The sequence below is a fragment of the Pseudoxanthomonas sp. J35 genome, assembly GCF_000513995.1.
Taxonomy (GTDB): domain Bacteria; phylum Pseudomonadota; class Gammaproteobacteria; order Xanthomonadales; family Xanthomonadaceae; genus Pseudoxanthomonas.
Genome location: NZ_AZVB01000013.1, coordinates 74,728 through 100,525, shown reverse-complemented (window position 1 = coordinate 100,525; position 25,798 = coordinate 74,728). Strand labels below are relative to the sequence as shown.

The following is a 25,798-nucleotide window of genomic DNA, read 5'->3' as shown; positions in this document are numbered from 1 at the left end:
TTTGTTTTGTCCGCGTGCTGGATTCGAAGCGACGGTCGACCGCCGCCTGGCTGCTCAGCCCGGCTCGCCGCCGTTGTCGCGGACCGTCCCGCGCGCACGCTCGCGCGCGGCCAGCGCGTCGCGGCCCTGGGTCAGCGCGGCGTTGAGCATGGCGATGCGCTGCCGCCATTCGTTGCGGATCTGCCAGTCGGCCAGGCGCATCAGTTCGCTGCCCTGCGCCGCCACCCGCACCAGGCCGAGGTTGGCCGCCACGCCCTTGATGGCGTGGGCGTGGTCGCGCAGGCGCGCCCAGTCCGCGGCCTCGGCGGCGTGGGTCATCGCGCCGATGCAGCCGTCGGCGTCGGCCAGGCAGTGGGTGATGAACTCGTGCTCGAAGGCCTCGCCCATGCCCATCTGCGCCAGCTCGTCGAGCACCGAGGTGTCGAGGACGCCGTCGGGCGCCTCGCCGGCCGGGCGCGGCACCGACACGGCGCTGCGGCGGCCGCGCTGGGCGGCGACGCCGGACAGGGTTTCCAGCAGCCGCGTGGCGGCGACCGGCTTGGCCAGGAAGGCGTAGGCGCCGGCCTGCTCGCAGCGCTGGATCGATTCGGGGGTGACGTCGGCGCTGAGCACGATCACCGGCGTGCGCGGGCCGCCGCCGGCCTGCATTACCCGCAGCTGCTTGAGCAGGTCCAGGCCGCTGACGCCGGGCATGTGCAGGTCGACGATGGCCGCGTCGAACTCGCCGGCGGCCATCGCATCGAGCACCTCCTCGCCGCCCTCCACCGAGGTCACCCGGTGGCCGGCCTTCTGCAGCAGGCGCTGCAGGACCATGCGGTTGGCCTCGTAGTCGTCCGCGATCAGCAGGTGCATGCTGCGCACGCGGGCGCGGTGGCGCAGGAACGGGTCGGCGAAGGCGATGACGTTGCCACCGGCGTCGCGCAGCGCGGTCTCGCCCTCGACCTCGGCGACCATAGGCGCGGCCGGCTGCGCCGAACGCTCCGCCGGCGGCTCGAACGGGATCTCTACCCAGAACAGGCTGCCGCGTTCCTCCAGGCTCTCGAAGCCGATGCGGCCGCCCATCGCCTCGGCCAGGCCCTTGGCGATGGTGGTGCCCAGGCCGGTGCCGCCGTAGCGGCGGGCCAGGCTGGCGTCGGCCTGCTCGAAGGCCTTGAACAGGCGGTTGCGCATTGCCGCCGGCACGCCGATGCCGGTGTCGGTAACCGAGAACCGCAGGCGCGTGCGACCATCGCCCGGCGGCGACGGCACCACGGTGACGTCCACCCGCACCCGGCCCTGGTCGGTGAACTTGACCGCGTTGCCGACCAGGTTCAGCAGCACCTGGCGCAGGTGGCCGGCGTCGCCGCGCACGCGCTGCGGCACCGCGTCGGCGATCACCACCAGGTAGTCGAGCTTCTTGGCGCGGGCCTGCGGATGCAGGATCAGGCCGATGCTGGCCAGCAGTTCGCGCGGCGAGAAGTCCTCGGGGTTGAGCTTGAGCTTGCCGGCCTCGATCGCGGAGATGTCGAGCACGTCCTCGACCAGCGCCATCAGCGTGCGGGTCGAGGCCTGGATGGTGCGCACGCATTCGCGCTGCTCGTCGTCCAGGCGCGTGGTCGCCAGCACCTCGGACATGCCGGCCAGGCCGTTGAGCGGGGTGCGGAACTCGTGGCTCATGTTGGCCAGGAAGCGGCTCTTGGCCTCGCTGGCGCGGCGCGCCTCCTCGGTGGCGCGGGTCAGCTGCCGCAGCAGGCTGGACAGGTACAGCGGCACCGCCGCCAGGCCGCACAGCAGGCCGATGCCCAGGCCCAGGATCCGGTGCCAGAACTCGTTGAACACCAGCACGCTGCCGAAGCAGGCCAGGGCCATGCCCACCGCCCCGACCAGGTAGCGGTTGCCGTAACGCAGGCCGTTGCCGACCGTGACCCACATGATCACCACGTACATCCAGGCGATCGGCTCGCCCATGCGGATCATGCAGGCGGCCATCAGCCCGTAGTCGGCGAACATGCCGGCCACGCGGCGCACGTCGGAGCGGCCCGGGCGGGCCAGCAGCGCGCTGAAGATCACCAGGCTCAGCACCAGGCCGGCGCCGACGATCAGGACCACGTCGCGGAACTGCTCCGGGCCCAGGCCGCTGCGCGAGGACGGCAGCAGCACGTAGGAGAAGATTAGGCTGATCAGCACGATGCGGACCAGCGCCTGGCCGTGTTCGCTGTCGGGCCGGTTGGACAGCCGCCCGCGGAACCAGGCCAGGATCTCAGACATTGGCCAGTCCCCCTGGCCGCGCCGAGGCGGTGGAGTACTGCTCGCAGATCTGCTGCAGGCGGTCGCGCCCGCGCAGCAGGGCATCCACGCATTCGGGGTCGAACAGGCGTCCGCGCTGGGCGTAGAGGTAGGCCAGCGCGGCGTCGATGGTCCACGCCTCCTTGTACGGGCGCGGCGAGATCAGCGCGTCGAACACGTCGGCCACCGCGACGATGCGCGCCTCCAGCGGGATCGCCTCGCCGGCCAGGCCATCGGGATAGCCGCTGCCGTCGTAGCGCTCGTGGTGGCGCAGGGCGATCATCGCGCCGACCTGGATGAAGCGGTTCTGGCTGCCGGACAGCAGCTCGTGGCCGATGCGCGGATGGCGGCGCATGATCGCCATCTCTTCCTCGTTGAGCTTGCCCGGCTTCATCAGCACCGCGTCGGGGATGGCGATCTTGCCCATGTCGTGCAGGGGCGCGGCCATCTCGATGGTGCGCACGTCGTCCTCGGGCAGGCCCATGCCTTCGGCGACCAGGCCGGCCACGCGCGACATGCGCTCCAGGTAGGCGCTGGTGCCCGAATCGCGGAACTCGATCGCGCGGGCCAGCCGCGACAGCGTCTCGCGCTCGCGCTCCTCGACCTCGTGCATGCTCGACAGCAGGCGCTGCTCCAGCGACAGAGCGCGCTGCTTGACAGTCTCCGACTGCTGGCGCAGCTGCAGCAGGTTGTGGCAGCGCGCGCGCAGTTCGCGCGGGCGCACCGGCTTGACCAGGAAGTCGATGACCCCCGATTCCAGCGCGGCCTGGCGCACCGGTTCGTCGCCGACGACGGTGATCAGGATGATCGGGATGTCGCGGTGCTTGGGCAGGCGGCGGAAGCGGCGCGCGAACTCCAGGCCATCCATCCCCGGCATGCGGTAGTCGAGCAGCAGCAAGTCGATCGGGTTGTCGTCGCACCAGGCAAGCGCCTGGCGGGCATCGCCGAAATCATGCACGGCGAGTGCCGACGTGATGTCCTCGATGATGTGCCGCAGCATCGTGCGCGCCGATGCCTGATCGTCGACGATGACGATATCCAATGCCCGCTCCGCCCCGTTTAACCCCTTGTCGGGATCGCAGATTACCGCGTTGGCGTCCGATCTCACAGCCATTCCGGCCTCTCCCGGGCAGCAACCGCCGGCGCGGGGGCGCCGGCCGGTGCAGCCGTCACGGAAAAGGACGCAGGAAGCGTGCCAGAAGCGGCCCGGGACAGCCCTCCGGGGCGTGGCCGGGTGAACGGTTCAAGCCGCCGGCGCCCTGTCCTCCGGGTTTGCCACCCGGGCAGGCCGGCTCAGCCGGCCTGCCCGGGCCGCATGTACGGGAACAGCAGCACGTCGCGGATCGAGGTGCTGCCGGTCAGCAGCATCACCAGGCGGTCGATGCCGATGCCCAGGCCGCCGGTCGGGGCCATTCCATACTCCAGCGCACGGATGTAGTCGGCGTCGAAGTGCATGGCTTCGTCGTCGCCCCCCTCCTTCGCCGCCACCTGGGCCTGGAAGCGGGCCGCCTGGTCTTCCGGATCGTTGAGCTCGGAGAAGCCGTTGGCGATCTCCTTGCCGTTGATGAACAGCTCGAAGCGGTCGGTGTAGCCCGGCTCGGTGTCCGAGGCGCGGGCCAGCGGCGAGACCTCCACCGGGTGGTCGGTGATGAAGGTCGGCTGGACCAGGGTGTGCTCGACCGTGGCCTCGAAGATCTCCAGCAGCAGCTTGCCCCAGCCCCACGACGGCTTGACCTTGATCCCCAGGCGCTCGCAGTGGCGCAGGAGCGCCTCGCGGTCGGTGCAGTCGGCCGCGCTGATTTCCGGGTTGTGATGGCGCACCGCCTCGTCCATGCGCCAGCGGCGGAAGGCCGGGCCCAGGTCGATCTTCTGCCCCTCCCACTCCACCTCGGTGGTGCCGAGCACGCTCCTGGCGGTATCGCGGATCATGTTCTCGGTCAGGTCCATGACCTCGTGGTAGGTGGCGTAGGCCTCATACAGCTCCAGCATCGTGAACTCGGGGTTGTGCCGGGTCGACACGCCCTCGTTGCGGAAGTTGCGGTTGATCTCGTAGACCCGCTCCAGGCCGCCGACGACCAGGCGCTTGAGGTACAGCTCCGGGGCCACGCGCAGGTACAGCTGCAGGTCCAGCGCGTTGTGGTGGGTCACGAACGGCTTGGCCGTGGCGCCGCCGGGGATGTAGTGCATCATCGGCGTTTCCACTTCCAGGAAGCGGCGCTCGTCCAGCCAGGAGCGGATCGCGCGGATGATCCTGCTGCGCTTGACGAAGACCTCGCGCGCCTCCGGCGTCACGATCAGGTCGACGTAGCGCTGGCGGTAGCGCTGCTCCACGTCGCTCAGGCCATGCCACTTGTCCGGCAGCGGGCGCAGCGACTTGACCAGCAGGCGCAGCGCGCTGGCCTTGACCGACAGCTCACCGGTGCGGGTGCGGGTCAGCCCGCCCTCGACCGCGACGATGTCGCCGACGTCGAACGACTTGAACGCCTCGTAGGACTCGCCCAGGGTGTTGGCCTGCAGGAACAGCTGGATGCGGCCGGACTCGTCCATGATCTGGGCGAAGCTGGCCTTGCCCATCACCCGCTTGGCCATCAGCCGGCCGGCCAGCGCCACGGTGCGCGGCAGCGCTTCCAGCGCCTCGCCGGTCCACTTCTCCGCGTCGGCGAATTCGGCCTGCAGGTCGCCGGCGTAGTCGGCGCGCTTGAAGTCGTTGGGGAAGGCCACGCCCTTCTCGCGCAGCGCGGCGAGCTTGGCGCGGCGCTCGGCGATCAGGTGGTTCTCGTCGGTGGACGGGACGGCAGCGGTTTCGGTGGGCTGGGTCATGGGGTTCGATGAGGAGACGCGGGTTTGGGGTCACCCGGTACCTGCATCGGCGGCACCGGGCATCGCGAGGGAGGATGCGGACGCGGTGCCGGTCGGGATGGCCTGGCGGCCATCCTCCTTACGCCGCGTCGCTCCGTTTGGAGCCGGCCTCCAGGCCCGCCTTGAGGCTGGCCTCGACGAACTCGTCCAGGTCGCCGTCGAGCACCTTCTGCGTGTCGCTGCGCTCGATGCCGGTGCGCAGGTCCTTGATCCGGCTCTGGTCGAGCACGTAGTTGCGGATCTGGCTGCCCCAGCCGATGTCGGACTTGGTGGCTTCCACCGCGTCCTTCTCGGCGTTGCGCTTCTGCATCTCCAGTTCGTACAGGCGCGCGGCCAGCATCTTCATCGCCCGGTCGCGGTTGGCGTGCTGGCTGCGCTCGGTCTGGCAGGCCACCACGATGCCGGTCGGGACGTGGGTGATGCGCACCGCCGACTCGGTCTTGTTGACGTGCTGGCCGCCGGCGCCCGAGGAACGGTACACGTCGGTCTTCAGGTCGGCCGGGTTGATCTCGATGTCGATCTTGTCGTCGACCTCGGGGCTGACGAACACCGAGGTGAAGCTGGTGTGGCGGCGGTTGTCCGAGTCGAACGGCGACTTGCGCACCAGGCGGTGCACACCGGTCTCGGTCTTCAGCCAGCCGTAGGCGAAGTCGCCCTCCACGCGGAAGGTGGCGGACTTGATGCCGGCCACTTCGCCACCGGACACCTCCAGCAGCTCGGTCTTCCAGCCGCGCGACTCGCACCAGCGCAGGTACATGCGCAGCAGCATCTCGGCCCAGTCCTGGGCCTCGGTGCCGCCGGCGCCGGCCTGGATGTCGACGAAGGCGTTGGCCGGATCCATCTGCCCGGAGAACATGCGCTGGAACTCCAGCTTCTCGATGTCCTTCTCGAAGCGGTCGACGTCGGCCACCACCGCCAGGGCGGTGTCCTCGTCCTGCTCGCTCTCGGCCAGGTCCAGCAGCTCGGTCGAGCCCTCGAGGCCTTCCAGCACCGTGGCGATCCCGCCGACGGTCTTCTCCAGCATGGCGCGCTCGCGGCCCAGGGCCTGCGCCCGCTCCGGGTCATCCCAGACGTTGGGCAGCTCGAGCTCGCGGTTTACTTCTTCCAGACGCTCTTTCTTGGCGTCGTAGTCAAAGATACCCCCGTAGCGAGACCACGCGACCGGTCAGGTCGGCGATGCGCTGGCGGACGGGATTGAGCTCGATCATGGCGGGGGCTGCATGAAGGGAAAACAGCCGCAGATTCTAGCAGGCCGCCCGTTGCTGTAGAGCGGGGGTTGCCCTGCTGTGCCTGTGGCGGCGTTGCGCTGCCGGGCGTGGGAGTCGGGCAAGCCCGACTCTACAGCGGCGCGGGCTTCTCGTAGGGCGGGGACTGCCCCGCTGCGCCTGGGGCGGCGTTGCGCTGCCGGGCGTGGGAGTCGGGCAAGCCCGACTCTACGGGTCAGGGGCGGACGCTGCCGTTGTCTTCCTGCAGCTCGGGCTTGAACGGGATGTCCGGTGGCGGCCTGCCGTCGGACGGCTGCTCGTTCAGGTTGGGGTCGGTGATGCCGCAGCCGCCGCCCAGCTGCAGCAGCGAGACCACGCAGTTGATCCGCTTGCTGGTGCCGGGGATCGGGATCGCCACCGACTTGATGCCCTTGCGCACCCATTCGGCCAGCAGCGATTCGTTCGGCACCCAGTAACGGTCGAAGCTGGTGGGTTCGTAATCGTACGGCGGGCGCTTGAGCCAGGTGCCGGACTCGGCGATGCGCTCGCGTGTCCAGCTGTCGTTGTCGCCGCCGGGCGCGCCGCGGTCGGCCAGCCCCTGGCCCGGCGCACCATCACGCGCCCCGGGGCCGCTCGCGCTGCCGCTGCCCTCGCCCTCCCCCGGCAGGCGGATACGTCCCTGGGCGTCGAACAGGCCCGGCGCGCCGCCCGGTCGTTGCGGGCCGCTGCGGGCCAGGCCCCAGTCGTCGCCGGCCTGCGGCGAGCGCGGGCCGGCCGCCGGGATGTTGGCGGTTCCGGTGCTGCCACCGGGCGTGGGCTGGCTGGCCTGGCCGGTTCCCGGCCCGGGAGCGGGTGCCGTCGCCGGACCGGGCCTGGAATCGGCGGCGACCGCGGCGCCCGGTGCGGTCGCGGGCGCAGGCGCATCCGCGGCCGAGTCGGCGGCGGCGGCCGCCGATGCTTCCGGCGCGGCGGCGGTCGCGGTGCCTTCCGGTACCGACGGCATGGGCAGCTCGCGCTCGCGCAGGCTGGGCTCGGCCGTGGTCGGCAGGCGCGCCTCGACCTGCGGCGCGCGCACCGTGGCCGGCCGCACCGCGACCTCCGGCAGCGGCAGCGGCTCCTCGACCTCGCGCGTGCGCAGCTCCGGTTCGCGCGGCTGGCGCAGCGGCGCGTCCACCGGCCGCACCTGCGGCGCGACCACGACCGGGGCCTGGACCACGACCACCTCGCGCTCGCGCAACCGCGGCTCGGCCGGCACGGGGACGACGACCTGGCGCGGCGTGGTCGGCGGCAGCACGTAGTCGATGGTCGGCTGTTCGACCTCGGTCACCTGCACCGGCTGTTCCGGCACCGGTTGCGGCGGTGCCGGTTCGGGCACCTCGCGCTCGACCACTTCCGGCAGTGGCGGCGGCAGCGGCGCCGCCGGCACGACCTCGACGGCCACCTGCGGCAACGCCGGCACGGCGGGAGCCGCCGGCTCCGCCTCGGCGGCTTCAGTGGCCTGGACCGCGCGCGCGGCGGCGGCTGGCGGCGAAGGTTCGCCGCCGGCATCACCGGCCACATCGCCCGGCGCTTCGGCGGAGTCGACCTGCGGCGTTCCCGGATCGCCGGCGCCGGTAAAGCCGACCCGGATGCGTTCGCCACCGCCGCCGGCTTCCGGCGGCACCTGCAGGCGCAAAAGCTGCATCCACGCGATCCAGGCCAGGAAGGCGACGAACAGCAGGTGCACCAGCAGGCTGCCCGCGCCGGACACCAGGCGCAGCGGACGCTCGTCGCGCGGTGCCGGCAGCCAGCCCTGGCGGAACAGCGCGACGAAGGCGCGCCAGGTCGGCAGTTCCTCGCCGCGCGCGCGCGGCGCGGGCGGACGCCCCGCGAGCAGGCCCGCGACCTCGCCCGGCCGCGCGCGGGCCACCGCCGGCAGCGGTGGCAGCGCGCGCAGCCACAGCGCCCAGCCATAGGGCAGGCGGGTGCTGCGTTCGACGGGAGGACGGGGTGGCGCGCGCTCGATCAGCGCCTGGATGATGTCGGACGCCCGGGGCACAGGCGCCACGGTTTCAGGCCGCGTTCCCGCGCGGCATGTACGGCGCCTCGCCGCTGGCGTGGTCGGTGGCGTCGCGCACCGCGGTCACGCCGGGGACGCGCGCCATCAGCGTCTTCTCGATGCCCTGCTTGAGGGTGACGTCGGCCATGCCGCAGCCATGGCAACCACCGCCGAAGCGCAGCAGGACCACGCCGTCGGCCGACACTTCCTGCACGCTGGCGCGGCCGCCGTGCGAGGCCAGCTGCGGGTTGATCTCGTTCTCCATGACCCAGCGCACGCGCTCGACCAGCGAGGCCGACTCGGCCGGAGCTTCGCCCTTGATCTTCGGCGCGCGGATGGTCAGCTGCGTGCTCGCGCCCTGGTAGACGTAGTCGATCTCGGCGCCATCCAGCCAGGCCACGCTGTCGGCGGCCACGTACAAGGTGAAGCCTTCGCAGTCCACCGCCCACTCGTCGCCGGCCAGCTCGGACGGCTCGGCGAACTCCAGGCGCGCGTCCGCGCGCGGCGTACCGGGATTGACCGCGCTCAGCCGCACGCCGAGGCCGGGGATGGCCTCGCGTTCGACCAGCTTGCGGAAGTGCGCCTGCGCGCTGTCGGAGATGTTGATCATGCGGGTATTCTAGCCCTGTACCGGCGCCCGCCCGCAGCAGGCCGCGCAAATATTCAGCAACATCGACGGAGCCCCCCGATGACCGACCTGATCCCGCTGGCGCACGCCCATTGCATCCCGCGTCGCGGCGTGGAGCACCGGCTGGGCCAGGCCCGCATCGCCGAGCTGTTGCCGGAGGTCCCCGGCTGGGAACTGGCCGAGGAAGGCCGCGCCCTGGTCCGCACCTTCACCTTCAAGGACTACCACCACACCATGGCCTTCGTGAACGCGCTGGCCTGGATCGCCCACCGCGAGGACCACCATCCCGACCTGGGCGTACACTACGACCGGGTGGTGGTGCGCTTCTCCACCCACGACGTAGGCGGCCTGAGCGAGAACGACTTCATCTGTGCGGCGCGTGCCGCGGCCCTGCTGGAGGAATGACCATGAACCGGCGCATCCCTGTCCTGTTCTGCGCAGTGTCCACCGCCACCCTCGCCGCCTGCACCGGTTCGCAGCCCCCGGCCGAACCGGTGCCGGCACCGACCGAGGTCGCCGCGCTGGACACTCCGCCGCCGCAGTACCCGATCGAGCTGGCCTGCGCCGGCATCGGCGGCCAGACCGTACTGGGCCTGGAGATCGGCGTCGAAGGCGCCCCCACCCGGGTCGACCTGATCCGCAGCAGCGGCAACGCCCAGCTGGACCAGCTGGCCCAGGAGACGGTGCGCACCTGGAAGTTCCGCCCGGCCACCCGCGCCGGCCAGCCGGTGGCGCAGAAGATCCAGGTCCCGGTGAACTTCACGCCGCCTGCGGTGCGTCCTGACGCATGCTTCGCCCTCGACGCCGGCCGCTCGCCCCTGCCCTGAGCGGGGCAACTCAGGGAAGAGCCCCCCGATGGAACCCTCCACCTCCGCGGTCCTGATCGCCCTCGCCGTGACCCTGGCCGCGGGCCTGGCCACGGGGCTGGGCAGCCTGCTGGTGATCTTCGCCCGGGGGCCCAACCCGCGCCTGCTCGCGTTCGGCCTGGCCTTCGCCGGCGGCGCGATGGTGTTCGTGTCGCTGTCGGAGATCCTCAACAAGTCGATCGCCTCGTTCACCCTGGCCTTCGACCCGCGGCTGGGCTTCACCTACGCCACCTTCGCCTTCCTCGCCGGCGTGCTGCTGATCATGGGCATCGACATGCTGGCGCCCAACCCGCACGACACCCTCACCGCCGACGACCCGGCGCTGCGCGAGCACAACCGCGAGTACATCCGCCGGGTCGGCCTGATGACCGCGGTGGCGATCACCGCGCACAACTTCCCCGAGGGCCTGGCCACCTTCTTCGCCACCCTCGAGAACCCGGCCGTCGGCCTGCCGCTGGCCTTCGCCATCGCCATCCACAACATCCCCGAGGGCATCGCCATCGCGGTCCCGGTCTATTACGCCACCGGCAACAAGGGCTACGCCTTCGTCGCCAGCCTGCTGTCGGGCCTGGCCGAGCCGGTGGGCGCGCTGATCGGCTACGGGCTGCTGTCGAGCGTGCTGTCCGAGGGCGTGTTCGGCGCGGTGTTCGGGGTGATCGCCGGGATCATGGTGTTCCTGGCCCTGGACGAACTGCTGCCGGCGGCCAAGCGCTACGCCAAGGGCCACGAGACCGTCTACGGCCTGGTCAGCGGCATGGGCGTGCTGGCCCTGAGCCTGGTCCTGTTCAAGTGGTAGGACGGGGGCGGGCCCGGCTTACAGCCGGTCGAGGACCTCGGCCAGTTCCGGCGCCAGCGGCGCGTTGATCGTGTACGGCGTGCGGCCGTCGTCCAGGGCGAACTCCAGCGAGGCCGCGTGCAGGAACAGCCGGCGCAGGCCGGCCTTGTCGCGCAGCCGGCGGTTGGCTTCCGGGTCGCCGTACTTGTCGTCGCCGGCCACCGGGTGGCCGATGTGCTGCGCATGCACGCGGATCTGGTGGGTGCGGCCGGTATCGATCCGGACCTCGCAGTAGGACTGCCCGCCGCGCCGCTCCAGCAGGTGGAAGTGGCTCAGCGAGGGCTTGCCGTCCGGGCTGACCTGGACGTGACGCTCGCCGCCCTGGCGCAGGCCTACGTGCAGCGGGGCGTCCACGCTCATCGTCCCGTCGGGCATGCGCCCGGTCAGCAGGGTCAGGTAGCGCTTGCGGATGCCGCCGCCGGCCCCGCCCTCGCGCATCAGCGCCTGCAGCTCGGCCAGGGCCGAGCGCTTCTTGGCCACCACCAGGACCCCGGAAGTGTCCCGGTCCAGGCGGTGGGCCAACTCCAGGGTCTGGCCCGGACGCAGGGCGCGCAGGGTCTCGATCGCACCGAAGGAGATGCCGCTGCCGCCGTGGCTGGCCACCCCGGACGGCTTGTCGATGGCCAGCAGGCGGGCGTCCTCGAACACGATCGAGGCCTCGATCCGGGCCAGCAGGCCCGGTGCCGGGGTGCCCCGCCCGGCCTCGGTCTCCAGCCGCACCGGCGGGATCCGGACCTCGTCGCCGGCCGCCAGCTTGCGCTCGGCCTTGGCCCGGCCGCCGTTCACCCGGACCTGGCCGCTGCGGACCAGCTTGTAGACCAGGCTGCGCGGCGCCCCCTTGAGCTGGCCGAGGAGGAAGTTGTCCAGGCGCTGGCCATCACGGTCGTCGGGCACCCGTACGGTGCGTGCGACGGCCCGGCCGGGGGCGGGTTCGGTCATGGGGGCGATTTCTGTTAGACTCGGGCGGCGATGTAAGGGTTTGATTCCGCTGGAAGAAGCTGCAGGGCCAGAAGCCCGGGCTTCCCGCGATCCCGGCACAGTGCGCGACCACCGCCCGCGGGGCGGCCATGTTAGCGGCTTGCAGGCAGACCCGGCCATGGCCCGGTGGGTCAGAGCACCGGTAGCTGAACACGTCCCGCGCGGCCCACCGGCCGCCGGCCCCGCACCACCATTGCAATACAGCAAAGCGCTCCCGCGGTCCGCCGTGGTGTTGCAGCGCTGGAAACCAGGATCCGTCCCGCCGCGCCTGCGCGAACGGATGGCGAAGCCCGCCGCCCCGGCCGCAGACGCCGGGGCCCGGGATTCCAGAGTGCGAACGCCCGGCGTTCCGCGCGTGAGAGCGCGCAAGGAACGCCACAATGAAGCGAATGCTGATCAACGCCACGCAGGCCGAAGAACTGCGCGTGGCCATCGTCGACGGGCAGACCCTGTACGACATCGACATCGAACAGCCGTCGAAGGAACAGAAGAAGTCCAACATCTACAAGGGCCGCATCACCCGGCTCGAACCCTCCCTCGAAGCGGCCTTCGTCGACTACGGCGCCGAACGCCACGGCTTCCTGCCGCTGAAGGAAATCTCCCGCGACTACTTCCAGGCCGGCGTCGACCCGAACAAGGCCGGCATCCGCGAGCTGCTGCGCGAAGGCCAGGAAGTGGTGGTGCAGGTCGACAAGGACGAACGCGGCAACAAGGGCGCGGCCCTGACCACGTTCATCTCCCTGGCCGGCCGCTACATGGTGCTGATGCCCAACTCCCCGACCGCCGGCGGCGTCTCGCGCCGGATCGAGGGCGAGGACCGGGCCGAGCTCAAGCGCGCCATGGACGCGCTGAACATCCCCGACGACATGGGCGTGATCATCCGCACCGCCGGCGTGGGCCGCGACGCGGAAGAGCTGCAGTGGGACCTGGACTACCTGCTGGCCGCCTGGCGCGCGATCGCCGAGGCCGCGCTGAGCAAGCCGGCGCCGTTCCTGATCTACCAGGAATCGCGCCTGATCATCCGCGCCCTGCGTGACTACCTGCGCGCCGACATCGGCGAGATCCTGGTGGACACCGAGGAGATGTACAACGACGCGCGGCAGTTCATGGAACAGGTGATGCCGCAGAGCCTGCGCAAGCTCAAGCATTACAAGGACGACATCCCGCTGTTCAACCGCTTCCAGATCGAGTCGCAGATCGAGAACGCCTACGAGCGCACCGTGCGCCTGCCCTCCGGCGGCGCCCTGGTGATCGACCAGACCGAGGCCCTGACCGCGATCGACGTCAACTCGGCGCGCGCCACCAAGGGCGGCGACATCGAGGAGACCGCGTTCCACACCAACCTCGAGGCGGCCGACGAGGTCGCCCGCCAGCTGCGCCTGCGCGACCTGGGCGGCCTGGTGGTGATCGACTTCATCGACATGGCCTCGTCCAAGCACCAGCGCGCCGTCGAGGAGCGCCTGCAGGCCGCGCTGAAGTACGACCGCGCCCGCGTCCAGATCGGCCGCATCAGCCGCTTCGGCCTGCTGGAGATGAGCCGCCAGCGCCTGCGCGCCTCGCTGGGCGAATCCAGCCAGATCGTCTGCCCGCGCTGCGACGGCCACGGCCGCATGCGCAGCGTCGAGTCGCTGTCGCTGTCGATCATCCGCGTCGCCGAGGAGCACGCGATGAAGGAGAACACCGGACAGGTGCTGGTCCAGGCCCCGGTGGAGATCGCCAACTTCCTGCTCAACGAGAAGCGCGGCGCCCTGCGCGAGATCGAGACCCGCCACGACGCGCCGATCATCATCGTCGCCGACGAGCAGCTGCAGACCCCGCACTACGAGGTCACCCGCCTGCGCGAGAACGAGCTGGGCGAGGAGAGCAACAAGCCGTCATACCAGCGCGGCACCCCGCGCAAGCTGCCGGTGCATGCCCTGACCAAGGCCCAGCTCAACATCCCGCCGCCGCCGGCGGTGACCCGCGTGGCCCCGCCGCGCCCGGCCCCGGTCCGCGAGGAGCGCGAGGAGGCCCCGGCGCCGGTCGCCCCGGCCCCGGCGCCGCGTCCGGGGCCCACCAGCGGCGGCGTCGTCGGCTTCCTCAAGCGCCTGTTCGGCGCCGAGCCGGCCCCTGCCCCGGCGCCGGAACCGGCGCGCCCGGCGCAGGGCGAAGGCCGCGGCAACCGCAACGAGCGCGGCGACCGCAACCGTCGCGACGGCTGCAACGAGGAGCGCGGCAGCCAGTCTGGCAACCGCGGCGCCCAGCCGCAGAAGCAGCGCGGCCAGCAGGGCAAGGACAGAGACAAGGACAGAGACAAGGACAAGGGTAACGGCCAGCCCCAACCGCCGAAGCAGGAGCGCCAGCCGCAGCAGCAGAAGGGCGGCCAGCAGCAGCCGAAGCAGGAACGCCAGCCGAAGCAGCAGCAGCCCAGGCAACCCAGGCCCGCGACCGAGGCCACCGAGGCGGTGAAGCCCGCCGCGCCGGCGAACGCGCCCAAGCCCCGCGCCGCCGAACAGGAACCGGCCGCTGCCAGCGAAACCCAGGCCGCGATTCCGGTCGCCGCCGCCGTGGCCGCCGCGGCGACCACCCTGCCCGTCTCCGCCCCGGTCGAGGCGACCGCGGCTGTCGAGGCGCCGGTGCAGGACGGGGCCGCTGACGGCGTGCCCGCCGGAGAGGAAGGCGCCAATACCGAGGGTGGCAGCCGCCGCCGTCGCGGCCGTCGTGGCGGCCGTCGCCGGCGTCGCGGCGGCGAAGCCGCCGGCGCGCTGGCCGGTGCCGAGGGCGCCGGCGAGACCGCCGAGGGCCTAGAGGGCGAACTGGACGATGGCGGTGCCGACGATGCCGGCGAGGCCACGCCGGCAAACATCGTCCGCGGCGACCAGCCGGAGTTCGATTTCGACGACATCGTTCCGGCCACGCCGGCGGCTCCGGCAGCCGAAGCCGCTCCCGCGGCCGCGACCGTACCCGCACCGGCGCAGCCGCAACCGGCCGCCGAGCCGGTGCCGGCCCCGCAGCCGGCGGCCGAGGCCGAACCGGTGGCAGCTGCCGCCGAAGTGGCCGCGCCGCAGGCACCGGCAGCCCCGGCCGATCCGGCCCCGGCCGGACCGGCACCGGCCTCCGCCGAGGTGGAACCGGCCCTGCAGTCGGCCGATGCCGCCGCCACGCTGGCCCCGGCCGCCGCCGCGGCCCAGGCCGACAGCGGCGAGCCGCTGGCCGTCGCCGAGGCATCCCCGGTCGACGCCGCCGCCGAAGCGGCGGCCGAAGTCGTAGCCGAAACGCCGGTCGAGCCGGCCGGTCCGGCTGCCGAACCCCCGGCCGCCGGACCGGCCCCGGAAGTCGAAGCGGCTCCTGCCGCCGCCGAGCCGGTCGCCGAAGCCCCGGCCGCCGAAGTGGAGCCGGAACCGGCGCCCGCCCAGGTCGCCAATCCGGGCCTGTTCGACGAACTGCCCGCCGCCACCCGGCCGGAGACCCCGTCCGTGGAAGCGCAGCAGCAGCCTGCCGTGGCGGAAGCCGACAAGGCCGACGAGGCCGTGCCGGCCGAGGACGCGGGCAACGAAGACGACGAAGCGAAGTCCCGCGGGGGCTGAGCCCGGTAGCGTTCCGGCCGGCTGGCGGGAGCGCGGCAAGGCACCGGACGCCATGCGTCCGGTGCCATTTCATTTGCAGCGATGACGGCCCGCAGCCGCGCTCAGAGCGAGCTGCCGGGATCCATCAGGCCGTAGCGCGCCGCCAGCCGCGCCAGGGCGATGCTGTCCTGCACGCCGACCTTCTGGAACAGGCGCGACTTGTGCGTATTGATGGTCTTCGCGCTCAGGCTCAGGCGCTTGGCGATCGCGTCCTGGCGCATGCCCTGCACCAGCAGCATCGCCACTTCCAGCTCGCGCGAGGACAGCTGCTCGAACGGCGAGGTGTCGCCGCCCATCGCCGCCAGTGCCATGTTCTGGGCCACGCTGCTGCCCAGGTAGCGGCGCCCGCGCGCGGCGTCGCGCACAGCGTGGAGCAGTTCCTGCGCATCGCCGCCCTTGCCCACGTAGGCGTAGGCGCCAACGTCGAGCAGCCGCTTCGGCAACGGGCCTTCCTCGAGCACGGACACGATGACCACGCGGCTGCCGAGCTTGCCGCGGACGATGCGTTCGGTGACTTCCAGGCCGCTGATGCCCGGCAGGTGCAGGTCGCACAGGACCACGTCGGGTTTGAGCTTGCGGATCTGCGGCAGCGCTTCCTCGCCACTCTGCGCCTCGCCGACGATCTCGATGTCCGTTTCCGCGGACAGGATCATGCGCAGGCCGGCCCTGACCAGCGCGTGGTCGTCAACGATGTAGATCCGGATGGCCATGCCGCTTCCCTCGGTATGCCCCCTCCGAGCCTAGCCCCAGCTCCGCCGGAGCGGCAAGCCGCTCACACGGATAATGTGACGGACGTTCGGGAAGCAGGCATGGGCGGCAGGGCTCCGCGGCCGGAACCTTGACCCCGGAGGCGCCGGGCCCTGCCCGGGGACTGGCGGAAGGGGTGGGATTCGAACCCACGGATGGTTTGACCCATCGGCGGTTTTCAAGACCGCTGCCTTAAACCACTCGGCCACCCTTCCGTTCGGATGTCGCACCGCCAGCGATGAGGACGGCGGCGCGCGATTGTCGCACGCGGCGCGCCGCCGGGGCAGCCGCCAGCCGGCCTGCCGGCGCGCTTCTCAGCCGGCTTCGGCTGCTTCCGCCACTACGGCCGGCTGCCTGCCCTTGTTGCCGCAGTTGCCGCAGTCCAGGCGCGAGGCCTCGATCTGCTGCGGCAGGTGCTCGGCGAGGAAATCGATGAACACCCGCACCGCCGGCAGCAGGCCGCGGCGCGAGGCGAACACCGCGTGGCAGATGCCCTGTGGCAGCGACCACTCCGGCAGCACCACTTCCAGCTCGCCGTTGCGCACGGCTTCGGCGCACACGGTCTCCGGCAGCATGGTGATGCCGTAACCGTCCTTGACCATCGCCAGCAGCAGCGGGAAATCGAAGCAGGCCACGCGCGGCTGCAGGTTGTCGACGCGGCGCACCTCGCCGTTGGGGCCGTGCAGCTCCCAGCGCTGGTGCGCTTCGTCCTCGTGCATGCTCAGGGTCAGGTGCGCGGCCAGGTCGGTCGGATCCTTCGGCCGGCCGGCGCGGTCCAGGTACTTCGGGCTGGCGACCATCAGTTCCTGGATCTGGCCGAAGCTGCGCATCACCAGGCTGCCGTCGTCGTCCAGCCGCGTGCGCACGCGCAGGGCCACGTCGAAGCCTTCGTTGATCAGGTCGACGCGGCGGTTGCTCACATGCAGCTGCAGGCGCACCTTCGGGTACTGGTCGAGGAACTTCGGCAGCAGCTTCGGCAGCTGCTGCTGGGCGATCGACACCGGCACGCTGACCCGGACCACGCCGCGCGGCTCGGCGCTGAGGCGGTCGACCACCTCGCGCGCGGCCTGGGCCTCGGTGAGCATGGTCTGGGCATGGCGGTACACGCTCATGCCCACGTCGGTGACGGCGAAGCGGCGGGTCGAGCGCTGCAGCAGGCGCACGCCCATGTCGGTTTCCAGCTGGCTGATGCGGCGGCTCAGGCGCGACTTGGGAATGCCCAGCGCGCGCTCGGCGGCGGCGAATCCGCCGTGCTCGACCACCATTGCGAAGTAGTACAGATCGTTCAGGTCCTGCATGGCGTTACTTCCATGTTTGGAACGGATGGTGACATATAAGCACCTTTATCCCACCGATGCAACGAAGGATAGTGGGCGGCAGCAGCGGCCAGAGCCGCGCCCGCCCCACCGATCCGGAGCACCCCCATGAAACTCCTGCACATCGATTCCAGCGCCACCGGCGCCAGCTCGGTCACCCGCGAACTGAGCGCCGCCATCGTCGCACAGTACCGGGCGGCCACGCCCGGCCTCCAGGTCCAGTACCGCGACCTGGACCGCGCCCCCCTGCCCCACCTGACCGGCGCCAGCCTGGCCAAGGCCGACCCGGCCGAGGCGGAGGTCGCCGAACAGGTCCTGCAGCAGTTCCTGGACGCCGATATCGTGGTGATCGGCGCGCCGATGTACAACTTCTCGATCCCGTCGACGCTGAAGGCCTGGCTCGACCGCCTGGCCGTGGCCGGCCGCACCTTCCGCTACACCGCCGAAGGCCCGCAGGGCCTGGCCGGCGGCAAGACGGTGATCGTCGCCAGCGCCCGCGGCGGCCTGCATGCCGGTTCCCCGAACGATTTCCAGGAACCCTACCTGCGCATGCTGTTCGGCTTCCTCGGCATCGACGACGTGCGCATCGTGCGCGCCGAGGGCGTGGGCCTGTCGCCGCAGCACCGCGCCGAGGCCATCGCCGCGGCCCGGGCGGCGATCGAGGACGAAGTCGTCGCGCTCAGCACGGCGGCCTGATGCGCCAAAGAACGACGCCGCGCCTGTCGGGCGCGGCGTCGGCATTCGCGGCGGGGATGACAGGCGTCCGTCGCGAAGAGGCTCAGGCGATCCGCTCGAGCCCGCCCATGTACCTGCGCAGCACCTCCGGCACGGTGATCGAGCCGTCGGCTTCCTGGTAGTTCTCCATCACCGCGATCAGGGCGCGGCCCACGGCCACGCCGGAGCCATTGAGCGTGTGCACCAGCTCGGGCTTGCCGGTTTCCGGGTTGCGCCAGCGCGCCTGCATGCGCCGCGCCTGGAAGTCGCCGCAGTTGGAGCACGAGGAGATCTCGCGGTAGGTCTGCTGCGAGGGCAGCCACACTTCCAGGTCGTAGGTCTTGCGCGCGGAGAAGCCCATGTCGCCGGTGCACAGCAGCACCTTGCGGTACGGCAGGCCGAGGCGTTCCAGCACCGTTTCCGCGGCACGGGTCATGCGCTCGTGCTCGGACACGCTGTCCTCCGGGCGCACCACCGAGACCAGTTCGACCTTCTCGAACTGGTGCTGGCGGATCATGCCGCGGGTGTCGCGGCCGCCGCTGCCGGCCTCGGAGCGGAAGCACATCGAGTGCGCGGTCATGCGCAGCGGCAGGCGCTCGGCCTCGACGATCTCCTCGCGCACGATGTTGGTCAGCGGCACTTCCGAGGTCGGGATCAGGTAGCGGGTGTGTTCGCCGAGACGGGTGGCGAACAGGTCCTCCTCGAACTTCGGCAGCTGGCCGGTGCCGCGCAGCGCGTCGGCGTTGACGATCAGCGGGACGTTGGTTTCCTCGTAGCCGTGCTCGCCGGTGTGCAGGTCGAGCATGAACTGCGCCAGGGCGCGGTGCAGGCGCGCCAGCGGGCCGCGCAGCACGGTGAAGCGTGCGCCGGACAGCTTGGCGGCGGTGTCGGCGTCCAGCCAGCCGTTGCGCGCGCCCAGCTCGACATGGTCGCGGACCTCGAAGTCGAAGGCGCGCGGGGTGCCCCAGCGGTGCAGCTCGACGTTGTCGCTCTCGTCGGCACCGGCGGGCACGTCCTCGGCCGGCAGGTTCGGGATGCCCTGGGCGATCGCCTCGATCTGGCTGCGGATTTCCTCCAGCCGCGCTTCGGAAGCCTTGAGCTCGTCGCCGAAGCCGGCGACCTCGGCCTTGAGCTGCTCGGCCTGCGCCTTCTGCGCGTCGGCCTGCGCCTGGTCGCCGCTGGCCGCCAGGCGGTTGGCCGATCCCATCAGCGCACCGATCTGCTTGCTGTGCGTGTTGCGCAGGTTCTGCAGCTCCTGGGTGCGGATCTGGATCGCCTTGCGTTCGGATTCCAGCGCTTCCAGCGTGGCGGTGTCGAGCACGTAGCCGCGGGTGGCGAGGCGTTCGGCCAGGGCGGCGGGCTGGTTGCGGAGCAGGGCGGGATCGAGCATGGCGGGGGTGGTTTCCGGATCGGTCCGCCATTATCGCCAATCGCGGCCGGGCGCGCCCGCGGTTCACCGCTGCTGTGCCAGAATCGGGGCGTTTTCCAGCACCGGACGCCCATGGCCACGCACGCATCCGCCCTTTCCGGTTTTTCCAGGCACCTGCCCGGGGGCCGCTGGCTGGCGGTCGGCGTGGCCTTCCTGCTGGGCTGGCTGCTGTTCGCCCTGGTCTGGCTGGCGGATCGTGGCGACGGCGATGCCGTCGAGGCCCCGGTGAAACCGGCGGCGTCCGCGGAGACATTCGAACCCCTGCCGCGGCCGATGGCCGCCGGCGATGCAGCCACTCCGCTCCCGGCGCCGGCGGAAGGCGAAGACGAGACGGCGCAGCTGGTGGAGGAAGAGCCGGCCATCGTCGAGCCGCCGCCGATGCCGGTCGAAACCGCGCCCCTGCCGCCGAGCCTGGACGAGGCAGCGCCACCGGTGGCCGTCGCCACGCAGGCGCCGGCACCGCTGCCGGACCAGTCGCCCTCGCCGCGCTACCCGATCGCCGCCGCGCGCCGTGGCGAGAGCGGCACGGTGGTACTGGAAGTGGAAGTGGACGCCGGTGGCACGCCGCTGTCGGTCGAGGTCGCCTCGCGCAGCGGCTCGCGCGACCTGGACCGCGCCGCCGTGGAAGCCGTGTCGCGCTGGCGGTTCTCGCCCGCGCTGGATGCGGGCGGCAATCCGGTGCCCGGCCGGCTCACGGTACCGATCGACTTCAAGATGGAATGAGCGGCGCACGCCGCGTCTTCATCGCGCCTGCAACTCGCTGAATCCCCGCGGTTGCCGCGGGGAACGTTCAGCACGAATCGACCCGGCGCACACATCGGCATCAGGACACTCGGGGCGTTGCCAGGCAAACGCCAAGGAGCTTCCGATGCCGACCTATACCACCCGCCCTTCGCATGCCGCCGATCCGGCCGGCGTGCACCACGAAGCGCAGCAAGCGCCGGCGCGCCGGACCTCGCCGCTGCTGCTGGCCCTGCTGGTCCTGGCCGTGGTCGCGCTCGCGGCCTGGTGGGCCATGCAGCGTTACGACGCCAGGCCGGTGGCCGATACCACGCCGATCCTGATCGAGCCGCCGGCTGCGGCAACGGACGCCACGCAGGCGCGTGACGGCAGCGCTGCGGATCGCACCGCACCGCGTCCGGCCGCCATCGTCTCCGAACGCCCGGCCCGGCCGCTGGCCGGCAATCCGGTGCCGGACTATCCGCGCGCCGCGCTGCGCGCCGGCCAGGAAGGCAGCGTGCTGCTGTCGATCAGCGTCGACGCGCGCGGCGTGCCGGCCGACGTGCAGGTCATCCAGCGCAGCGGCGACCGCAGCCGCGACCTCGACCGCGCCGCGATCGAGGCGGTGCGCCAGTGGCGCTTCGAGCCGGCCCTGCATGAGGGCAAGGCCGTGCCTTCGACCGTGCAGCTGCCGGTGGATTTCCGCCGCAGCTGACCTGGCCGACGCGGTTGCGGCTCAGGCCACCAGGCCGAATCCGCAACCGCTAGCCAGCGCGTCGAAGCCGGGGAACGAGGTCGCCACGTTGGCGACGTCCTCGATCCGCACCTCGCCGCTGGCGCGCTGGGCGGCCACCGCGAAGGCCATGGCGATCCGGTGGTCGCCATGGCTTTCGATCGTTCCGGTCCCGAGCTCACCCGGGTGGATGGTCGCACCGTCCGGCGTCTCGTCGACGCGCAGGCCCAGGGTGCGCAGGCCGGTAGCCATCGCCGCGAGCCGGTCGGATTCCTTGACCCGCAGTTCGGCGGCGCCGCGCACCACGGTCGGGCCTTCGGCGCAGGCCGCCGCCACGAACAGCGCCGGGAACTCGTCGATCATGTCCGGCACCAGTGCCTCCGGCACCTCGATGCCGTGCAGTGGCGCGTAACGCACCACCAGGTCGGCGACCGGTTCGCCGCCGTGGGTCGAAGGATCCTCCTCGCGGATGTCGGCGCCCATCAGCCGCAGCGCCTGCAGCAGGCCGGTGCGGCGGGGGTTGAGGCCCACCGCGCGCAGGCGCAGCTCCGAGCCCGGCACGATGCTGGCGGCGACCAGGAAGAACGCGGCCGAGGAGAAGTCCGCCGGTACCGCGATGTCGGTCGCGCGCAGGCGCTGGCCGCCGCGCAGGCGGGCGAAGCGGGGCGAGAATTCGATATCGACCCCGAAGGCCGAGAGCATGCGCTCGGTGTAGTCGCGGGTGGGATGCGGCTCGGTGACCGAGGTCTCGCCCTGCGCGTACAGGCCGGCCAGCAGCACCGCCGACTTCACCTGGGCGCTGGCCACCGGCAGCTCGTAGTCGATGCCGTGCAGCGCCGGGCCGCCGTGGATGCGCAGCGGCGGCGTGCCGTCGGCCTCGGTATCGATGCGCGCGCCCATCTGCGCCAGCGGCGCGGTGACGCGGCGCATCGGCCGCTTCGACAGCGAGGCGTCGCCGACGAGCACGCTGTCGAACGGCTGCGCCGCCAGCAGGCCGGCGAGCAGACGCATGCCGGTGCCGGCATTGCCGCAATCCAGCGGGCCATCGGCCGGCTTGAGGCCGTCCACGCCCACCCCATGCACGATCCGTCGAGACGGCGACGGCGTCTCGATCCGCACGCCGAGGCGGGCGAAGATCGCCGCGGTGGCACGGGTATCCTCGCCCTCGAGGAAACCGTCGATGGTGGACACGCCATCGGCCAGCGCGGCGAACATCACCGAGCGGTGCGAGACCGACTTGTCGCCGGGAATGTCCAGCGCGCCGCGCAGCGGCTGCCCGGCGCGTGCGATCCAGTGTTGCGAAGACTGCGACATCAGCTCTCCATCATCTGCGCGCGCGGCACCCTCAAGGCACCGCGAACGAACCACCAATCCCGAATCCCGAATCACCGCTCTCAAGGCACCGCCACCGGGTACGAACCCAGCACCTTGACCTGGGCCACGTGCTTCTCCAGTTCCGCCAGGGCCTGCTTCATCGCCTCGTCCTCGACGTGGCCGGCCAGGTCGATGAAGAAGGCGTATTCCCACTTGGCCTGGTGCGAGGGCCGCGACTCGATCCGGTTCATGCTGATGCCGTGCCGCGCGAACGGGCTGAGCACGTCGAACAGCGCGCCGGGCTTGTCGTGGATGAACACCAGCACCGAGGTGCGGTCGTGGCCGGACGGCGGGAACAGGCGCCGGCCCAGCACCAGGAAGCGCGTGGTGTTGTCCTTGTCGTCCTGGATCGGGCGCATGATGACCTTCTTCAGGCCATAGACGTGCGCCGCGCTCTCGCCGGCGATGGCCGCCGCGTCGTCGGCATTGCGGGCGCGGCGCGCGCCTTCGGCATTGCTCGACACCGGGATCTTCTCGGCCCTCGGCAGGTTGGCGCGCAGCCAGCCGGCGGTCTGGGCGAAGGCCTGCGGATGGGCGTAGATGCGCTCGATGTCCTCGATCCGTCCGCTGCGCGAGAGCAGGTACTGGTGCACCTGCAGCTCCACTTCGCCGCAGATCTTCAGCTGCGAGGTCAGGAACATGTCCAGGGTGACCTGGATGGTGCCCTGCCCCGAGTTCTCCACCGGGACCACGCCGAAGTCGGCGTTGCCGGCCTCGACCTCCTGGAACACCTCCTCGATGCTGCCCAGCGGCAAACCATGCGCCGAACGGCCGAAGTGCTTGAGCACCGCCTGCTGGCTGAACGTGCCTTCCGGCCCGAGGTAGCCGATCTTCAACGGCTCCTGCTGGGCCAGGCACGCGGACATGATCTCGCGGAACACGTGCACCAGCACTTCGTCCGACAGCGGGCCCTCGTTGCGGTCCACCACCATGCGCAGTACCTGCGCCTCGCGTTCGGGCCGGTAGTAGTCGACGGCCTGGGCGAGCTTGCCCTTGGCCTTGCCGACCTGCAGGGCGAAGCGCGCACGCTGGGCGATCAGCTCCTGGATCTGCCGATCGATGCCGTCGATCCGTGCGCGCACGTCGGCCAGGGCCGGCGCGGCGGCGGCGGGCGCCTTCGCGGCCCTGGGCGCCTTCGTGCTCGCGGTCGCCTTGGCCTTCTTCCCGCCGGCCGGCTTGCCCGCGGCGGATTTCTTCGGTGGTGCCATGTGCGGGGTTCCGTGGTGTCTGGCGCCGGTGACGCGGCGCGGCCGGCGGTCCTGGGTCCTGGCGTCCTCAGCCGTTGCGCTGCTGGAAGTCGCGCATGAAGTCGACCAGCGCCTGCGCGCCGGCCACCGGCATGGCGTTGTACAGCGAGGCGCGGATGCCGCCGACTGCCTTGTGGCCCTTCAGCGCCAGCAGCCCGGCGGCCTTCGATTCGCTGACGAAGCGCGCGGTCAGCTGCTCGTCCGGCAGGAAGAACGGGATGTTCATCCGCGAACGCACCGCCGGCGCGACCTCGTTGCGGTAGAAGCCGCCGGAGCCGTCGATGGCCTGGTAGACCAGCGCGGCCTTGGCCGCGTTACGGCGGGCGAACTCCTCCACCCCGCCCTCGTCCAGCATCCACTTCACGGTCAGGCCGAGCAGGTACCAGTTCCAGGTCGGCGGCGTGTTGAGCATCGAGTCGCGCGCCGCGTGCGAGGCGTAGGTGAAGATGTCGGCGCGCGGCTGGCCGGCGCGCTCGAGCAGGTCGCGGCGCACGATCACCACCGAGATGCCGACCGGGCCGAGGTTCTTCTGCGCGCCGGCGTAGATCAGCCCGTACCTGGACACGTCGATCGGTTCGGAGGCGATCGAGGAGCTGAAGTCGGCGAACAGCGGCACCTCGCCCACCTCCGGCACCTGCCGGTACTCCACGCCGTGGATGGTCTCGTTGGCGGTGATATGCACGTAGGCGGCGCCGGGGCTGAGCGACCAGGACTCGCGCGGCGGGATGTCGCGGAAGCCGCCGGCCTCGCTGCTGGCGGCCACGTGCACGTCTACGTAGGGCCCGGCCTGCCTGATCGCGGTCTTGCTCCAGTGCCCGGTGACCACGTAGTCGACGGCCTGGCCGGGGGCGGCGAAGTTCAGCGCCAGCAGGGCCTGCTGGGTGGTCGCGCCGCCGGACAGGAACAGCACCGCGTAGTCGTCCGGGATCGACATCAGCCGGCGCAGGTCGGCCTCGGCCCGGGCGGCCACGCCGATGAACTCGGCGCCGCGGTGGCTGAGCTCGACGATCGACGCACCCACCCCGTTCCAGTCCAGCATTTCCGCCTGCGCCTGGCGCAGGACCGCTTCCGGCAACGTCGCAGGGCCGGCACTGAAGTTGTAGGCGCGCGCCATGAACCACCTGTCACGAAAGGTCCCGTAGTATGCCGCAGTGCAGCGGCGCCGGCGGCAGCGGTTGCGGTCGCAACCAAGCCCGCCCGGCCGGCGCCGGGAACCTGCGCGCCGCCGCCGCGGTCACACGACCATCCCCCGGGAGCCCTGCGATGCACAAGCTCCGCCTGCCCAGGATCCCGTCCTCGCAGATCACCGACGAGGCCGTCTACCGCGACCGTCGCCGCCTGCTCGCCGCCTTCGCCAGCGCGCCCCTGCTCGGCGCCCTGTCCGGCTGCGCCGAGGCCGAACCGCCCCCGCCGCCGAAGGCCGCGCCCCGACCGGCCGACCTCAAGGCCGGCTTCAGCACCGCCGAGCCGCTGACCCGCTACGAGGACATCACCACCTACAACAACTTCTACGAGTTCGGCACCGACAAGGGCGACCCGTCGCGGGCGGCGAAGACCCTGCGCACCTCGCCGTGGTCGGTCGTGGTGGACGGCGAATGCGCCAGGCCCGGCACCGTCGCGCTGGAGGACCTGCTGCGCGGACTGGTTCCGCAGGAACGCATCTACCGCCTGCGCTGCGTCGAAGGCTGGTCGATGGTGATCCCCTGGCTGGGCGTGCCGCTGGGCGAGGTGCTCAAGCGCTTCGAGCCGACCTCGAAGGCGAAGTTCGTGGCCTTCACCACCCTCGCCGATCCGCAGCAGATGCCCGGCATCCGCTACCGCTCGATCCACTGGCCGTACCGCGAAGGTCTGCGCATCGACGAGGCCATGCACCCGCTGACCCTGCTGGCCACCGGCCTGTACGGCAAGCCGCTGCCGCAGCAGAACGGCGCGCCGTTGCGCCTGGTGGTGCCGTGGAAGTACGGCTTCAAGTCGATCAAGTCGATCGTGGCGATCCGCTTCGCCGAGCGCATGCCGGAAACCGCCTGGCATCAGCTGCAGCCATCGGAGTACGGCTTCTTCTCCAACGTGAACCCCGACGTGGACCACCCGCGCTGGAGCCAGAAGACCGAACGCCGCATCGCCGGCAGCAAGAGCAAGCTGTTCGCCGAGCGGATCCCGACGCGGCCGTTCAACGGTTACGCGGACCAGGTGGCGTCGATGTACGCGGGCATGGACCTGCGCAAGTGGTACTGAGCGC

General features: G+C 71.5%; 20 protein-coding genes, 1 tRNA gene and 1 pseudogene. 8 read left to right on the top strand and 14 right to left on the bottom strand.

The genetic code is table 11. The annotated features are described in order from the left end of the window. Positions 1 to 54 precede the first annotated feature (54 nt). The 6 genes and pseudogenes from PSEJ35_RS0110160 to PSEJ35_RS0110135 all read right to left on the bottom strand — a co-directional run bounded on the left by PSEJ35_RS0110160 (position 55) and on the right by PSEJ35_RS0110135 (position 8,977). A complete protein-coding gene (locus PSEJ35_RS0110160; protein WP_028917692.1) occupies positions 55 to 2,247 on the bottom strand; it encodes an ATP-binding protein in 2,193 nt (730 codons plus the stop codon). Next, positions 2,240 to 3,325 (bottom strand): annotated as a pseudogene (locus tag PSEJ35_RS0110155) (two-component system response regulator); the annotation flags it as partial. The gene PSEJ35_RS0110160 and the pseudogene PSEJ35_RS0110155, both read right to left, overlap by 8 nt. Before the next feature lie 233 nt (positions 3,326 to 3,558). Then, positions 3,559 to 5,085 carry a lysine--tRNA ligase gene (lysS, locus tag PSEJ35_RS0110150; RefSeq protein ID WP_028917690.1) on the bottom strand — a complete coding sequence of 509 codons (1,527 nt, stop codon included), beginning with the start codon at positions 5,083 to 5,085 and terminating at the stop codon, positions 3,559 to 3,561. A 118-nt stretch (positions 5,086 to 5,203) separates the two neighbouring features. Further along, positions 5,204 to 6,332 (bottom strand): peptide chain release factor 2 gene (gene prfB, locus PSEJ35_RS0110145; RefSeq protein WP_156924792.1). Its coding sequence is split into 2 segments (ribosomal slippage): positions 5,204 to 6,256 and positions 6,258 to 6,332, totalling 1,128 coding nucleotides; the frame shifts between segments, so codons are not numbered across the junction. 232 nt (positions 6,333 to 6,564) lie between these two features. Continuing rightward, positions 6,565 to 8,367, bottom strand: a complete 1,803-nt coding sequence (locus PSEJ35_RS0110140) for a hypothetical protein (RefSeq protein WP_051412638.1) — start codon at positions 8,365 to 8,367, stop codon at positions 6,565 to 6,567. Between the two features lie 13 nt (positions 8,368 to 8,380). Then, positions 8,381 to 8,977 carry an NfuA family Fe-S biogenesis protein gene (locus tag PSEJ35_RS0110135; RefSeq protein WP_028917687.1) on the bottom strand — a complete coding sequence of 199 codons (597 nt, stop codon included), beginning with the start codon at positions 8,975 to 8,977 and terminating at the stop codon, positions 8,381 to 8,383. Positions 8,978 to 9,055: 78 nt separating this feature from the next. Between PSEJ35_RS0110135 and PSEJ35_RS0110130 the strand changes: the two genes are divergently transcribed. Genes PSEJ35_RS0110130 through zupT form a run of 3 tightly spaced genes read left to right on the top strand, consistent with a single transcriptional unit; the run spans position 9,056 to position 10,657 of the window. Continuing rightward, positions 9,056 to 9,400, top strand: a complete 345-nt coding sequence (locus tag PSEJ35_RS0110130) for a 4a-hydroxytetrahydrobiopterin dehydratase (RefSeq protein WP_028917686.1) — start codon at positions 9,056 to 9,058, stop codon at positions 9,398 to 9,400. 2 nt (positions 9,401 to 9,402) lie between these two features. Continuing rightward, positions 9,403 to 9,822: an energy transducer TonB gene (locus tag PSEJ35_RS0110125; RefSeq protein WP_028917685.1), complete on the top strand. Its 420-nt coding sequence runs from the start codon at positions 9,403 to 9,405 to the stop codon at positions 9,820 to 9,822. 28 nt (positions 9,823 to 9,850) lie between these two features. Then, positions 9,851 to 10,657 (top strand): zinc transporter ZupT, encoded by an 807-nt coding sequence (gene zupT, locus PSEJ35_RS0110120; RefSeq protein ID WP_028917684.1) that lies wholly within the window; start codon positions 9,851 to 9,853, stop codon positions 10,655 to 10,657. A gap of 18 nt (positions 10,658 to 10,675) precedes the next feature. Here zupT and PSEJ35_RS0110115 read toward each other — a convergent pair whose 3' ends face one another. Next, positions 10,676 to 11,635: an RluA family pseudouridine synthase gene (locus PSEJ35_RS0110115; RefSeq protein ID WP_028917683.1), complete on the bottom strand. Its 960-nt coding sequence runs from the start codon at positions 11,633 to 11,635 to the stop codon at positions 10,676 to 10,678. A gap of 419 nt (positions 11,636 to 12,054) precedes the next feature. Between PSEJ35_RS0110115 and PSEJ35_RS0110110 the strand changes: the two genes are divergently transcribed. Further along, complete coding sequence (locus tag PSEJ35_RS0110110) at positions 12,055 to 15,240, top strand: Rne/Rng family ribonuclease (protein WP_028917682.1); 3,186 nt, start codon at positions 12,055 to 12,057, stop codon at positions 15,238 to 15,240. Positions 15,241 to 15,341: 101 nt separating this feature from the next. On the opposite strand, the gene PSEJ35_RS0110105 is transcribed toward PSEJ35_RS0110110, so the two are convergent. The 3 genes from PSEJ35_RS0110105 to PSEJ35_RS0110095 form a co-directional block, all read right to left on the bottom strand. After that, positions 15,342 to 15,989, bottom strand: a complete 648-nt coding sequence (locus PSEJ35_RS0110105; RefSeq protein WP_028917681.1) for a response regulator — start codon at positions 15,987 to 15,989, stop codon at positions 15,342 to 15,344. 162 nt (positions 15,990 to 16,151) lie between these two features. Beyond that, positions 16,152 to 16,241: transfer RNA gene (locus tag PSEJ35_RS0110100), tRNA-Ser, on the bottom strand. Positions 16,242 to 16,340: 99 nt separating this feature from the next. Then, positions 16,341 to 17,324 (bottom strand): LysR substrate-binding domain-containing protein, encoded by a 984-nt coding sequence (locus PSEJ35_RS0110095; RefSeq protein ID WP_028917680.1) that lies wholly within the window; start codon positions 17,322 to 17,324, stop codon positions 16,341 to 16,343. Between the two features lie 126 nt (positions 17,325 to 17,450). Between PSEJ35_RS0110095 and PSEJ35_RS0110090 the strand changes: the two genes are divergently transcribed. Next, positions 17,451 to 18,038 carry an NAD(P)H-dependent oxidoreductase gene (locus PSEJ35_RS0110090; RefSeq protein ID WP_028917679.1) on the top strand — a complete coding sequence of 196 codons (588 nt, stop codon included), beginning with the start codon at positions 17,451 to 17,453 and terminating at the stop codon, positions 18,036 to 18,038. Positions 18,039 to 18,120: 82 nt separating this feature from the next. On the opposite strand, the gene serS is transcribed toward PSEJ35_RS0110090, so the two are convergent. Continuing rightward, a complete protein-coding gene (serS, locus tag PSEJ35_RS0110085) occupies positions 18,121 to 19,446 on the bottom strand; it encodes a serine--tRNA ligase (RefSeq protein ID WP_028917678.1) in 1,326 nt (441 codons plus the stop codon). Between the two features lie 111 nt (positions 19,447 to 19,557). Here serS and PSEJ35_RS0110080 point away from each other — a divergent pair, with 111 nt between their 5' ends. Both PSEJ35_RS0110080 and PSEJ35_RS0110075 read left to right on the top strand, forming a co-directional pair. Next, positions 19,558 to 20,208, top strand: a complete 651-nt coding sequence (locus PSEJ35_RS0110080) for an energy transducer TonB (protein WP_028917677.1) — start codon at positions 19,558 to 19,560, stop codon at positions 20,206 to 20,208. A gap of 145 nt (positions 20,209 to 20,353) precedes the next feature. Then, on the top strand, positions 20,354 to 20,920 hold the full coding sequence (locus PSEJ35_RS0110075) for an energy transducer TonB (protein WP_051412637.1): 567 nt from the start codon (positions 20,354 to 20,356) through the stop codon (positions 20,918 to 20,920). 21 nt (positions 20,921 to 20,941) lie between these two features. Here PSEJ35_RS0110075 and aroA read toward each other — a convergent pair whose 3' ends face one another. The 3 genes from aroA to serC all read right to left on the bottom strand — a co-directional run bounded on the left by aroA (position 20,942) and on the right by serC (position 24,673). Further along, a complete protein-coding gene (aroA, locus tag PSEJ35_RS0110070; protein WP_028917675.1) occupies positions 20,942 to 22,252 on the bottom strand; it encodes a 3-phosphoshikimate 1-carboxyvinyltransferase in 1,311 nt (436 codons plus the stop codon). 80 nt (positions 22,253 to 22,332) lie between these two features. Beyond that, positions 22,333 to 23,520 carry a prephenate dehydratase gene (gene pheA / locus PSEJ35_RS0110065; protein WP_028917674.1) on the bottom strand — a complete coding sequence of 396 codons (1,188 nt, stop codon included), beginning with the start codon at positions 23,518 to 23,520 and terminating at the stop codon, positions 22,333 to 22,335. Between the two features lie 67 nt (positions 23,521 to 23,587). Continuing rightward, complete coding sequence (serC, locus tag PSEJ35_RS0110060; RefSeq protein ID WP_028917673.1) at positions 23,588 to 24,673, bottom strand: 3-phosphoserine/phosphohydroxythreonine transaminase; 1,086 nt, start codon at positions 24,671 to 24,673, stop codon at positions 23,588 to 23,590. A gap of 149 nt (positions 24,674 to 24,822) precedes the next feature. On the opposite strand from serC, the gene msrP reads away from it, so the two are divergent. Then, positions 24,823 to 25,794 carry a protein-methionine-sulfoxide reductase catalytic subunit MsrP gene (gene msrP / locus PSEJ35_RS0110050; protein ID WP_028917672.1) on the top strand — a complete coding sequence of 324 codons (972 nt, stop codon included), beginning with the start codon at positions 24,823 to 24,825 and terminating at the stop codon, positions 25,792 to 25,794. Positions 25,795 to 25,798: the final 4 nt, after the last annotated feature.